The 12,792-nt window shown below is 75.4% G+C and carries 10 protein-coding genes; 5 read left to right on the top strand and 5 right to left on the bottom strand.

The genetic code is table 11. From position 1 onward, the window contains the following. Positions 1-1,173: RNA-guided endonuclease InsQ/TnpB family protein (locus ACFYOS_RS10100; protein ID WP_387137903.1), on the top strand; the 1,173-nt coding region annotated here is incomplete at its 5' end. Positions 1,174-1,200: 27 nt separating this feature from the next. Here the strand turns inward: ACFYOS_RS10100 and ACFYOS_RS10095 are convergent. The 4 genes from ACFYOS_RS10095 to ACFYOS_RS10080 form a co-directional block, all read right to left on the bottom strand. After that, positions 1,201-2,061, bottom strand: coding sequence for an NDP-sugar synthase (locus ACFYOS_RS10095; RefSeq protein ID WP_387137900.1), 861 nt, complete (start codon positions 2,059-2,061; stop codon positions 1,201-1,203). A 203-nt stretch (positions 2,062-2,264) separates the two neighbouring features. Then, positions 2,265-2,804, bottom strand: a complete 540-nt coding sequence (locus ACFYOS_RS10090; protein ID WP_387137898.1) for an NUDIX hydrolase — start codon at positions 2,802-2,804, stop codon at positions 2,265-2,267. Between the two features lie 46 nt (positions 2,805-2,850). Next, a complete protein-coding gene (locus tag ACFYOS_RS10085) occupies positions 2,851-4,641 on the bottom strand; it encodes a RelA/SpoT family protein (RefSeq protein WP_387137953.1) in 1,791 nt (596 codons plus the stop codon). Positions 4,642-4,768: 127 nt separating this feature from the next. Then, positions 4,769-6,526: a DEDD exonuclease domain-containing protein gene (locus tag ACFYOS_RS10080; protein ID WP_387137895.1), complete on the bottom strand. Its 1,758-nt coding sequence runs from the start codon at positions 6,524-6,526 to the stop codon at positions 4,769-4,771. 126 nt (positions 6,527-6,652) lie between these two features. Here ACFYOS_RS10080 and ACFYOS_RS10075 point away from each other — a divergent pair, with 126 nt between their 5' ends. The 4 genes from ACFYOS_RS10075 to ACFYOS_RS10060 all read left to right on the top strand — a co-directional run bounded on the left by ACFYOS_RS10075 (position 6,653) and on the right by ACFYOS_RS10060 (position 11,072). Further along, positions 6,653-8,119 carry an NYN domain-containing protein gene (locus ACFYOS_RS10075; protein WP_387137892.1) on the top strand — a complete coding sequence of 489 codons (1,467 nt, stop codon included), beginning with the start codon at positions 6,653-6,655 and terminating at the stop codon, positions 8,117-8,119. A 143-nt stretch (positions 8,120-8,262) separates the two neighbouring features. Beyond that, positions 8,263-8,481 (top strand): hypothetical protein, encoded by a 219-nt coding sequence (locus tag ACFYOS_RS10070; RefSeq protein ID WP_387137889.1) that lies wholly within the window; start codon positions 8,263-8,265, stop codon positions 8,479-8,481. Between the two features lie 210 nt (positions 8,482-8,691). Continuing rightward, on the top strand, positions 8,692-9,951 hold the full coding sequence (locus ACFYOS_RS10065; RefSeq protein WP_387137886.1) for a M48 family metallopeptidase: 1,260 nt from the start codon (positions 8,692-8,694) through the stop codon (positions 9,949-9,951). Further along, complete coding sequence (locus ACFYOS_RS10060; protein ID WP_387137883.1) at positions 9,948-11,072, top strand: glycosyltransferase family 4 protein; 1,125 nt, start codon at positions 9,948-9,950, stop codon at positions 11,070-11,072. Before ACFYOS_RS10065 ends, ACFYOS_RS10060 begins: the two co-directional genes overlap by 4 nt. Positions 11,073-11,096: 24 nt before the next feature. On the opposite strand, the gene ACFYOS_RS10055 is transcribed toward ACFYOS_RS10060, so the two are convergent. Then, positions 11,097-12,785, bottom strand: a complete 1,689-nt coding sequence (locus ACFYOS_RS10055; RefSeq protein WP_387137950.1) for a putative bifunctional diguanylate cyclase/phosphodiesterase — start codon at positions 12,783-12,785, stop codon at positions 11,097-11,099. Between the last annotated feature and the right edge of the window lie 7 nt (positions 12,786-12,792).

Here is a 12,792-nt window from a genome sequence, read left to right as displayed (position 1 = left end):
AGCACGGGGGCCCGGTCGGTGTTGCGCCGGTTCTCCGATGCGTGGTTCGCGGCGGCGAAACGCCGCAACGACGGTGAGTTGTCGGCCAGGTTCCCGCGTCGGCGGCGCGCGTTGATGCCGGTGCGCTGGTATCACGGCACGTTCGACATCGATGGATGCCGGGTCCGGATCCCGATGGCGAAGGGCGCGCCACCGTTGTCGGTCAGGTTGGCGCGGGAGCTGCCGTATCCGGTCGGGCAGGTCCGCTCGATCACCTTGGTGTGTGAGGGTGGTCGGCTGTTCCTGGACGTGACCGCCGAAGTCCCGGTCGCGGCTTACCCGCCCGGTGAGGAACCCGACCCGGCCAGGGTGGCCGGCGTGGACCTGGGAATCATCCACCCGTATGCGGTGGCCGGACCGGACGGTGCGGGGTTGTTGGTGTCGGGGCGGGCGATCCGCGCCGAACACCGCATGCACCTGGCCGACACCAAAGCCCGCCGCCGCGCCGTCGCCCACCGCGTGCCGAAGCCCGGCCAACGAGGGTCACGGCGGTGGCGCCAGTACCGGCAGCGGGCGCGCATGGTGGAGGGCCGGCACCGGCGCCGGGTGAGGCAGGCCCAGCACGAAGCCGCCCGCCAGGTTGTCTCCTGGGCAGTACGCGAGCGGATCGGTGTCCTACACGTCGGTGACCCGCGCGGCGTCCTCGACATCGACGCGGGGCGGCGGCACAACCTGCGGCTACGGCAGTGGCAGATCGGCCGGCTCCTGCAGGTCCTCACCGACAAAGCCGTCCTGGCCGGCATCACCGTGCACCCCGTCGACGAGCGTGGCACGTCCTCCACCTGCCCCGCCTGCCAGCGGCGGGTGCCGAAACCGCGCGGGCGAACCCTGTTCTGCCCGCACTGCGCATTTTCCGGGCACCGTGACCTGGTCGCGGCCGCCATCATCGCCACCCGCACCCCAGGCGGCGGACCCACCACCCCCGCACCCATCCGGGTGCCGGACGTGGTCACGCACCGTCGAGCCGGCCGACACCTCCCCGGTGCCGGCCGGTCCCGACGTGACCCCCGCCGCCCGCCCTGGGCGGCGCGAGGATCAGTTGGCCCGCGCAGGCCCGCCCCACCACCCGGTGGGGAGTCGCTCGCCCACACGGCGAGGATCCACAACAACCACCGGAAACCCGGTGAACGTTAGTGGACACCGCACTAGAGGCTCCGTCGGTCACGCCGTCCCCGGCCGGTGGATCCCGCCCGCCGGGACGGTCACGTCGTCGCCGGCGCGGATCGCGTCGGTGAGCCGCTCGCCCTCGCGGACCGTGGCGCCGGGCCAGACCACCGCCCGGGTGACCGCGCCGCGGACCGTCGCGCCCGGGCCGACCACCGCCCGGTCCACCGGCCCGGTCACCGTGGCGGCCGGGTGGACCAGGCTGCCGTCGCCGGCCGCGTGCAGGTTGGCCGCCAGGTAGCCGGCCGGGGTGCCGGTGTCGTAGAAGACGCCCCGGTAGGGCACCACCTCCAGCGCGCCGGCGGCCTCCGCCGGCCGCCACACCGCCCGGACCAGGTCGCCGAAGGTCGGCGGCAGGGCCCGGACCAGCCGCCAGGGCAGCAGCGAGAACCCGACGAACCGGTGGCCGCTGAAGGTGCCGGGGGCCGCCGGGTCGTCGGCCGGCTGGCCGAGCAGGCGTACGCTCCGCCCGTCCCAGCCGTCCAGCAGCGCGGCCACGTCCGGCCCCGGCGGGGCGCCGCGATCCGCCAGGTACGCGTCGGCGTTGCCGACCAGCACCCCCCGCCCGGCGATCCAGTCCCGGAGGTTGCCCAGCCCGCCGGCGGTGCCCAGCGGGTCACCCGGCTCGACCGACAGGTGAGCCCGGGACCCGACGTGGGCCACCACCTGGTCGCCCAGGTAGCAGGCGTTGACCGCGACCCGCTCCGGCCCGGCCAGGCCGATCCCGGCGAGGCGGTCCAGGGCCCGGTCCAGCAGCGGCACGTTGCCGACCGGGCAGAGCGCCTTGGGTACGCGTTCGGTCAGCGGTCGCAGCCGGGTGCCCTCGCCGGCGGCGAGCACCACCGCGCAGACGTCCACCTGCGCCTGCCGGCCGGGGCCGGCCGCGCCGTTCGACCGGGCGGGGCCGGTCCCACGGGCGGGGCTCGTCGCACCGGTGGGGTCGGTGGCGCCGGTGGGGCCGGTCGCGCCGGCTGGACCGGCGGGGCGGATCGGGCCGCCTGGACCGGCAGGGCGGTTCGCGCCGCCTGGACCGGCAGGGCCGGGGCGTGGCCGGGGGCCGGTCACGCGGTCGGCGGCGTCGCCGGCGGCACCTCGCCGACGCGCGGGCCGATGTTGTAGTGGGCGAGCAGGTTGGCGGTGGCCCGGCTCAGCCGGGGCAGGTCGTCCAGCGGGTGCCAGGCCGCCTCGAAGACCTCGGCGCCGTCCACCGCCAGCTCGGTCGTCGACGCCGGCACCTCGGTCTCGAAGACCACGTCCACCCAGCCCTTGGCGTGCACCACGGCGTTCGGTACGGCCGGGCGGAGCCGGTCGGGGGAGAGCCGGATGCCGGACTCCTCGTACAGCTCGCGGGCCGCGCCGACCACCGGCGCCTCGCCGCGTTGCAGCAGCCCGGCCGGGAGGGTCCAGCTGTAGCCCGGCGGCTGGCGCAGCAGCAGGATTCGCCCCGCGCCCTCGGCCTCGGCGTCCCGGACCAGGGCGACCGCGCCGACGATGTACTTCGGCACGGCCAGCCGGACCAGCCGGCGTCGCAGCGGGACGGGGAGTCGGTAGAAGAGCTGGTAGCCGATGGCCCGTCCGGTGGCACGCGCGCGGGGGATCATGCCTCCAGGCTAGTGGCCGGGCAGCCGCCCGTACGAGCGGCGTTCGCTACTGCCGGTGGTCGACGAGATCGATCAGCTGCTCGACCACGGCGTCCGGCTCGACCGCCCGGTCGAAGACCGCCACGAGCAGGGTCTCCAGGTCCGGATAGCCCAGCTCCTCGGAGAGGCGCAGCAGCGGCAGATCGCTGGCCAGCCCCCGGTTGTGCTTGCGCAGGGCCAGCCCGACGGTGGCCCGGCCGAGGCGTACCTTGTCGGCGATCGAGATGCCCGGCTCGGTGTGCTCGGCGAACCAGCGGTTGATCTGCATCTGGGCGTGCGGCGACTTGACGAAGCGCAGCCACTCGCGGCGCGGCCCGCGCGGGGCGACGTCGGCTTCGAAGCCGCTCTCCGCGTCGCTCTCGGTGAAGATCTCCACCACGTCGCCCTCCTCCAGCTCGGAGGAGAGCGGGGCCAGCCGCCCGTTGATCCGCGCGGCGAGGCAGTGGTCGCCCCGCTCGGTGCCCAGTTCGTACGCGAGGTCGACCGGCGTCGCGCCGGCCGGCAGGACGACCTGCCGGCCGTCGGCGACCACCTGGATCTGTGCCTCGGCCAGGTCGCAGCGCAGCGACTCCATGAACTGGGTCGGGTCGACGGCCTCCTGCTCCCAGTCCAGCACCCGGCGCAGCCAGGCCAGCTCGTCCGTCCGGTCGGCGGCGCGCCCGGCGTCGCGCGGGAAGCGGTAGTGGGCGGCAACGCCGTACTCGGCGGAGTGGTGCATCTCCTCGGTGCGGATCAGCACCTCCACGGTGCGGTCCTGTGGGCCGCAGACGCTGGTGTGCAGGGAGCGGTAGAGGTTGTTCTTCGGGGAGGCGATGAAGTCCTTGAACCGGCCCGGCACCGGCCGCCAGAGTCCGTGTACCGCGCCGAGCGCGGCATAGCAGTCGGTGGCCGGGCCTGCCACCACGATCGCGATACGGGGCAGGTCGAACGGCGCGGTGTGGCCGCCCGCCACGGTGTCCTTCCAGATCGAGTAGAGGTGCCGAGGGCGGGGGGAGACCTCGGCGTCGACCCGGTTGCGGCGCAGCGGCAGCTTCGTCTTCGCCACCACGGCGTCGAGATAGGCGTCCCAGCCCGGCCGGTCGTGCAGGTGCCGGACGATCCGGGCGTGCTCCTCGGGCTGGAGGTGCAGCAGCACCACGTCGTCCAGTTCGCGCTTGAGTGTCTGGATGCCCAACCGGTCGCAGAGCGGGACGAGCACCTCCAGGGTCTTACGGGCGATGCGTTCCCGGGAGGCGGCGGAGCGTACGCCGAGGGTGCGCATGTTGTGCAGCCGGTCGGCCAGCTTGATGATCAGCACCCGGACGTCCTTGCCGGCTGCGACGATCATCTTGCGGGTCGTCTCCGCTTCGGCGGCCTTGCCGTAGAACGCCTTGTCGAACTTGGTCACCCCGTCGACCAGGTGGGCGACCTCGCGGCCGAAGTCCTCCTGCAGCGCCTGGAGGGTGTAGCGGGTGTCCTCCACGGTGTCGTGCAGCAGCGCGGCGACCAGGGTGATGGTGTCCATGCCGAGGTCCGCGCAGATCTGGGCGACGGCGAGCGGGTGGGTGATGTACGGCTCACCGCTCTTGCGGAACTGCCCGCGGTGCATGTTCTCGGCGATCGTGTACGCCCGCCGGAGCATCGAGGCGTCGGCGCTGGCGTGGATGCCGCGGTGGGCGCGGACCAGCGCGGTGACCGGGTCGTTGTCGGTGGTGGGCCAGGTGAGCAGGGAGCGCAGCCGGCGGGTCAGCGGCAGCTCGCCGGGCTGGGTCGGAAGGGCGCCGCCCAGGGCGGCGCCGTGTCCGGCGTCGACGTCCACCTGGGACACCTCCTCACCCCGGCCCCGGGTCGCCGCGTCCGGCGACCGGGAGCAGGCCCGCGAAACGGGCAGGACTGCACTTCTCTAACAGCCTAAGCGAGTTGACGTAGTCCGATCGGACACTTGGTCATGAGCGTTCGGTCGAGAGTTGGTGGGACCCCCCGTTTTCCGCCTTCGTCAGCAGGGCACGGAACCGCCCCGCACCGCCGATCGGGGACGCCCAGCCGGAGGACACCTCCACCAGCCGGGTCTCCGGTCGTTCCAACCAGGACAGGATGCGCTCGGTCTCCTCGGCCGAGGCGGCCGGGACCGGGCCGTGCCCGGGCAGCACCGTCTCGGCGGTGGCCCGGATCGCGTTGATCGTCGGTCGCGGGTGGACACCCGGTGGCGAGACCCCCGCGCCGGCCAGCCGGCCGTACCGGACCAGGGCCAGCTCCCAGCCGCCCCGGGCGGCCGGGCGCGCGGCGGCCAGCTCGGCGATACCGGTCAGCGCGGCCAGGCGCTGCATCCGCACCGCCGCGCGCAGCACCGCGACCAGCCGGGTGCGGATCACCGCGGCCTCCTCGTACCGCTGGGCGCGGGAGAGCCCCTCGATCCGGGCGAGCAGGGCGTCCACCACCACCTGGGGGTCGCTGGTGGTGGCGGTGCGGAACGGGGTGGCGGCGCGGTGATCGTACTCCTCCGGGGTGATCCGGTGCTCGCAGGGCGCCGGGCAGCGCCCCAGCTCGGCCAGCGCGCAGGCCGGCATGGTGGCGCGTCGGGAGAGCCGGTGCGTGCACTGGCGCAGCGGCACCGCGTCGTGGAAGCCGGCGGCGGCCAGCTCGGCGGCCTGCTTGGAGCGGAACGGACCGAGGTAGGCGGTGTCGGTGGCGCCGAGGTCGCGCACGATCGACAGCCGGGGGTACGCCTCCTCGGTCAGCTTCAGCCAGACCTGGCGCTCCGGGTACTTGGAGCGCCGGTTGTACGGCGGCGCGTGCGCGGCGATCAGCCGCAGCTCGCGGACCTCCGCCTCGAGCGAGTGGGCGCACTCCACCGCTTCGACCCGCTCGGCTGCGGCCAGCATCTCCGAGATCCGGGCCCGCTTCTCGCTGGCGGTGAAGTAGCTGCGCACCCGGGTGGCGATGTCGCCGGAGGTGCCGACGTAGAGCGGCCGGTCGTCGGCGGCGCGGAAGATGTAGACGCCGGGCACCTTCGGCAGCCCGTCGGCGAGGTGGCGCTTGCGGCGCTGGGTGGGGGTGACCGCCTTCGCGAACTCGATCGCCTCGCCGACCGTGTCCACCCGCTGCCCGCCGAGCCGCCCGATCAGCCCGTGCAGCACGTCGACGGTGGCCTTCGCGTCGTCCAGCGCGCGGTGCGTCGGCTGGGTCGCGGTGCGGAAGTATGCCGCCAGGGTGCCCAGCTTGCGGTTGGGCACCTCGTCGCGGGTGAGCACCCGGCGGGCCAGCGCCGCGGTGTCCAACACCCGGGGGTTGGGCCAGCGGTAGCCGTGCTTCGCGCAGGCGGCCTTGAGGAAGCCCACGTCGTACGGCGCGTTGTGGGCGACCAGCACGGCGTCGGTGAGGAACTCCAGGAAGCTCGGCAGCACCTGCTCGATCGGCGGGGCGGGGAGCAGCATGGCCTGGGTGATGCCGGTCAGCACGGTGATGAACGGCGGGATCGGCTCCCCGGGGTTGACCAGGGTGGCGAGCACGCCCAGCTCCTCGCCGCCGCGCACCTTCACCGCGCCGATCTCGGTGATGCCGCCGCCGTCCGGCGCGCCGCCGGTGGTCTCCAGGTCGACCACCACGAAGGTGGTCGCGTAGAGCGGCAGCGCGGGGTCGACCCCGCTGCCCGCCGCCCGGTCCAGGCCGGCCAGCGCCTCCTGGACGTACTCCGCTCCGGTCACGCGCGGCACGCTAGCGGCCGGGTCCGACACTCCCGTCCCACCGGCCCCGTCCGTTACCAAGGGGTACGATGAGAGATCGGCTCACTCACCGGGCGGTGGGCCCGTTCGGGGTGGGAGACTTGCCACATGCCCCTCACCGAGCCGCACGACGCCCGCTTCTCCGAGGAGGAGCCGGTGGTCGCCGCGCACGACGCCGGTGAGGCCTGGGACGCCCGGGATCCGGACGCCGCCGACGGGGAGACCGACGCCGGCGCGGACGACGAGGCGACGGGTTGGGCCGTGCCCGAGCCGGAGCCCACCCTGCCCGAGCCGGTCCGGCAGCGGATCGTGACGCTGACCGCCGCCGTGCTGCCCGGTCTGCCCGCCGACGAGGTGCCCGTCCCGCTGCGCCGGGTGGCCAAGTTCGCCCCCAACCGGCGCGCCCGGCTCGGCGCGCCGGCCATCGCCACCCAGCTCACCGCCGACCCGCTGTTCCGGCAGCGGGTCACCGCGCGGGTGCTGGCCGACGCCGGCGACCTGGGTGCGGCCGTCGTCGAGGGGACCGCCCCGGCCGCCGCCGACCCGGTCGAGGTGGCCGCCCTCGCCTACCTGGCCCGGCCCCGGGGCTGGCGGGAGCTGATCGAGGCCAGCGGCGCGGCGGTACGCGCCGAGGCGGACAGCGCGGTGGTGGCCGAGCTGGTCCGGGAGGCCGAGCAGCGGGCCACCCGCGCCGAGCACGACCGGGCGGTGGCCCGGGTCGAGGCGGAGAAGCTCCGCGACGAGCTGGCCCGGGTCCGGGAGGAGCTGGGGCAGCTCCGCGAGGAGGCCCGCCAGCTCACCCGTACCCTGCGGGAGACCCAGGCCCGGGAGCGCAAGGCCACCGAGATGCTCGCCACCGAGCGGGGCCGGGCCGCCCGTGCGGCGGCCGACGTGGACGCCGAGCTGCGCCGGGCGCGGGCCCGGCTGGCCGAGGCGGAGGCTGCGGCGGGGGTGGCCCGGACCAGCGCCAAGGAGGCCCGCTCGGTCGACGACGCCAAGCTGTGGCTGCTGCTGGAGACCATCGGGCAGGCCGCGGTCGGGCTGCGCCGCGAGCTGGCCCTCGACCCGGTCGACCGGCTGCCCGCCGACTTCGTCGCCGACGCGTTCGCCGACCAGTCGACCACCACCTGGGCCGGCGCGGCCGCCCGGGCCCGGGACACCGACGACCCGGCCCGGCTGGACCAGCTCCTCGCCCTGCCGAAGGCCCACCTCGTGGTGGACGGCTACAACGTCACCAAGCGGGGCTTCGGCGAGATGTCCCTGGAGCAGCAGCGCAAACGGCTGATCAGCGGGTTGGGCGGCATCGCCGCGCAGACCGGGGACGAGGTCACGGTGGTCTTCGACGGCGCCGAGCGGATCCACGGGCTGCCGCCCGCGCCGCGCGGCGTACGGGTGCTCTTCTCCCGCAAGGGGGAGACCGCCGACGAGCTGATCCGCCGGCTGGTCCGGGCCGAGCCGGCGGGCCGGCCGGTCGTCGTGGTCTCCTCCGACCGCGAGGTCGCGGACGGGGTGCGCCGGCACGGCGCGTACCCGCTGGGCGCGGACTCCCTGCTGCGGCGGCTCGCCCGTTCCTGACGGTTGATGATCGGATTCGGGGTGGCTGCTGCCTCGTTGTCCGGTTCTGTCACACCCCTGGCCTAGCGTCGTGGTGACCGACGGTGGTCGGGCGGCGACGAGAGTCCCCCGTCCGCCACCGGCGACCGCGTCAGGAGGCGTTGATGCTCGTCGACTGCGACACCTGCGGGATCCGCGGCGCCGGCTGCTCCGGCTGCCTGGTGACCGCGCTGCTCGACACCGGCGTGCCGGCGGCCGACCTCGGCCCCGCCGAGCACCGGGCGATCGAGGTGTTCGCCCGCGCCGGCTTCGAGGTGGAGGTGCTGCCCGTCCCGCCCGCCCGGTCCGGCCGCCGGCCGGACCGTCGCCGGCGCGTCGCCTGACCGCCCGCCCGTTTCGGGCCCGGGGACGCCTCGTGAGCGACCCGTCGCGCCGATGTCCCGGCCTTCCGTGCAGCTGGCACCGCCGGTCGGCGGTCCGGACCGGATCCGGGCGCCGGGCCGGCGCCGCGCGGGCGCGGCGGGCCTTAGGATGGGCGCTCATGGCGGGAGGAGCGGCATGAAACGGGCACGACGCGAGGGCGGGGTGGGGCGGTGAGCCCGCGCGGCTGGGCGCTGCTGACCCTGGCCGGGCTGGTCGTCGCGCTGGTGGTCGCCGGCGCGCTGCTGATCCCGTGGAGCCGGCCGCCGGCGCCCCGCGTCGACCAGGTGGCCGCGCTGCGCTCCCTCCCGGTCGAGCAGGTGGCCCGGGGCCGGGCCTTCCACGGCGCGCTGCGCCCGGCCGCGTGGTCGGCGCTCGCGGTCGGCCTGGTGGTGGCGTTGGTGCTCGGGCTCACCCCGCTCGGCGGTCGCCTGGTGGTGCTGGCCGGCCGCCCCTTCGGCGACCACTGGATCGCCCAGGCGGTTCTCGGCGGACTGGCCGTGATGCTCCTCGCCGACCTGCTCACCCTGCCCTTCGCCGCCTGGCGGCAGACCGTGCTCACCCGCTACGGGCTGAGCACCCAGGGCTGGGGCGGCTGGGCGGTGGACCTGCTCAAGTCGTACGCGGTCAGCGCGTTCATCGGCGCGCTCGTCCTGCTCGGCTTCTACTCGGTGGTCCGGCTCGCCTCGCGCTGGTGGTGGGCGTTCGGTGCGGCCGGTGCCGCCCTGCTGGTGGTGCTGCTGTCGTTCGTGCTGCCGGTGTTGGTGGAGCCGGTGTTCAACCGGTTCACCCCGATGGAGCCCGGCCCGCTACGGACCGAGCTGATGAGCCTGGCCGCCCGGGACGGGGTGCCGGTCCGCGACGTGCTGGTCGCCGACGCCTCCCGGCGGACCCGGGCGGTCAACGCGTACGTCTCCGGGCTCGGGCCGACCCGGCGGGTGGTGGTCTACGACACCCTGCTGCGGGAGGCGGCCCCGGGCGAGGTGACCAGCGTGGTCGCGCACGAGCTGGGGCACGCCAGGGACCGGGACGTCTGGACCGGCACGCTCGTCGGGGCGCTCGGTGCCGCCGTCGCGGTGGTGGCCCTCTACCTGATCGGCTCGTGGGCGCCGCTGCTGCGGCTGGCCGGGGTCGACTCGATCGCCCAACCGCGGGCGTTCCCACTGCTCGTCGCGCTGATCACGGTCGCCGGACTGGTGGCCACCCCGGTGCAGGCCCTGGTCTCGCGTCGGGTGGAGGCCCGGGCCGACGCGCACGCCCTCGCGCTGACCGGCGACCCGGCCACCTTCGAGGACATGCAGCGTCGCCTGGCCGGGGTGAACCTGGCCGACCCCGACCCGCCCCGCTGGGAGTACCTCTGGTCGGCGTCCCATCCGTCCACCGTGGAGCGGATGGCCGCCGCCCGCGCCTACGCCAGGGAGATCGGCAGATGAGCCGGACCTTGCTGATCACCAACGACTTCCCGCCCCGCCCCGGCGGCATCCAGTCCTTCGTGCACCACCTCGCCGTCCGCCAGCCCCCCGGCTCGGTGGTGGTGTACGCGTCGAGCTGGCGGGGCGCCGCGAAGTTCGACGCCGACCAGCCCTTCGAGGTGATCCGGGAGCGCACCAAGGTGCTGCTGCCCACCCCGCTGGTCGCCCGGCGCGCCGCGAAGCTGGCCCGGGCGTACGACTGCGACACGGTGTGGTTCGGCGCGGCGGCCCCGCTGGGGCTGCTCGCGGCGGGGCTGCGCCGGCGGGCCGGGATCCGGCGGGCGGTGGCCCTCACCCACGGGCACGAGGTCGGCTGGGCGGCGCTGCCCGGCGCCCGGTCCCTGCTGCGCCGGATCGGCCGAGGCGTGGACGTCACCACCTACCTGGGCGAGTACACCCGGGTCCGGCTGGCCCGGGTGCTGGACGGGGTGACCGAGCTGCGCCGGCTCGCCCCCGGCGTGGATGTGGACACCTACCACCCGTCCGTCGACGGGGAGCGGGTGCGGGTGCGGCTGGGGCTGGCCGACCGGCCCGTGGTGGTCTGCGTCTCCCGGCTGGTGCCGCGCAAGGGGCAGGACATGCTGATCCGGGCGATGCCCGAGATCCGGCGCCGGGTGCCGGACGCGGCGCTGCTGGTGGTGGGCGGCGGGCCGTACCGGGCGACGCTGGAGAAGCTGGCCCGGCAGACCGGCGTGGAACGCGAGGTGGTCTTCACCGGCTCGGTGCCGTCGGCCGAGCTGCCCGCCCACTACGCCGCCGGCGACGTGTACGCCATGCCGTGCCGGACCCGCAACCGGGGGCTGGACGTGGAGGGGCTGGGCATCGTCTACCTGGAGGCCAGCGCGACCGGGCTGCCGGTGGTGGCCGGCGACTCGGGTGGCGCGCCGGACGCCGCCCGGGAGGGCGAGACCGGGTACGTGGTGCGCGGCCGGGACGTGGCCCAGCTCGCCGACCGGGTGGCCACCCTGCTCGCCGACCGGGACCTGGCCCGCCAGCTCGGTGCGGCCGGGCGCGCCTGGGTGGAGAAGGAGTGGCGCTGGGAGACCCAGGCCGAGCGGATGGCCGCCCTCCTCGCCGGCTGACCTCCCGGGCCTGACCCGGCGCGGTCAGACGGTGTTGCCGGAGAGGGCGGGCGAGCCGCCCAGGTGCTGCGCCGCCGGGCCGGGCCGGCCGAATTGCCAGCCCTGCGCCGCGTCGCAGCCGATCGCCCGCAACCGCTCGGCCTGCTCGCCGGTCTCCACGCCCTCGGCGGTCACCGTCACGTCCAGCGCGTGGGCCAGCGCCACCAGCGAGGCGAGGATCCGCTCGTCGGTGCGGCTGGCCGGGTCGTCGGCCGGGGCGCGCAGCCCGGCCACGAACTCGCCGGCCACCTTCAGCTCGGTCACCGGCAACCCGCGCAGGTACGCCAGGTTGCAGTAGCCGGTGCCGAAGTCGTCGATGGCGATCCGGACGCCCAGGTCGGCCAGGACCCGCAGCGCGCGTACCGGCTCCTCGACGGTGCTCATCATGGTGCTCTCGGTGATCTCCAGCTGGAGTCGCCCGGGCGGCAGGCCGGTACGCCGCAGCAGCGCGCACACCTCGTCCACCAGCCCCGGCCGGCGTACCTGCTGCACCGCCAGGTTCACGCTGACGAACGGGGCGCCGCCGGCGGCGTCGGCCCAGCCCCGCGCCTCCCGGCACGCCTCGGCCAGCACCCAGCCGCCGAGTGGCACGATCAGCCCGGTCTCCTCGGCCAGCCCGATGAAGCTGTCCGGCCGGAGCACGCCCAGCTCCGGGTGGCGCCAACGGACCAGCGCCTCCAGGCCGAGCACCCGGCCGTCGCGCAGCGAGGTCAGCGGCTGGTAGTCGAGATAGAACTCGCCCCGGTCGAGGGCGGCGGGGATGGCCGCGGAAAGGGCGTACCGGGCCAGCTCCCGTCGATTGCGGTCGGCATCGAAGATCGACCAGCGGGCCCCGCCGGCCGCCTTGGCCCAGTGCAGGGTGCTGTCGGCGGCCTGCATCAGCTCCGACGGCGAGGTGCCGGCCACCGGCCGTGCCACGATGCCGATGCTGGCCGACACGGTCAGCTCGTGCCCGTCCACCAGCGCCGGCTCGCTCACCACGGCGAGTGCCGTCTCGGCCACCTTGACCACGTCCTCGGTGCCGGCGGCGCGCTCGACGAGGATGACGAACTCGTCCCCGCCGAGCCGGGCCACCAGGTGCTCGCCGAGGGCCCGGCGCAGCCGCTCCGCCACGGAGACCAGCAGCAGGTCGCCGACCTGGTGGCCGAGGGAGTCGTTGACCACTTTGAACCGGTCCAGGTCGAGGAAGCAGACCCCGACCCGGTCGGCGCCCCGGCCCGGCGCGGTGATCGCGGCGGCGAGCCGCTCGGTGAACAGGGCGCGGTTGGGCAGGGCGGTGAGCGGGTCGTGGGTGGCCTGGTGGCGGAAGCGGGTCTCGCTGTCCCGCAGCGCCCGTTCGGCCTGCGCCCGGGCCATCATTGCGGCCCGCCGGATGGACTCCTGCTCGTCCAGGGTGCGGTCGCGCAGGGCCCGGGCGTACCCGGTGGCGACGGTGGCGAGCAGCCGGGCCATCCGGTCCTCGACGTCCTCGGCGACCAGGCCGAGGTCACGGACCAGGCGGAGCTGGATGACCTCGATGGTCCGGCCCAGCCCTTCGGCGGAGGCGATGTGCGCCTGCACCAGCTCCGCGCCGACCTGCTGGCCGACCCGCAGGTCGAACGGCTCGGACTGGATCGCCACGGCCAGCCGCTCGGTGAGCCGCTGGAGCAGCGCCTCCAGTTGCGCCCGCGTCATCGGCAGG

The organism is Micromonospora sp. NPDC005806 (assembly GCF_042871425.1).
GTDB lineage: Bacteria > Actinomycetota > Actinomycetes > Mycobacteriales > Micromonosporaceae > Micromonospora.
The sequence above is the reverse complement of the archived record's forward strand: the minus strand, read 5'-3'. Positions and strand labels throughout refer to the sequence as shown.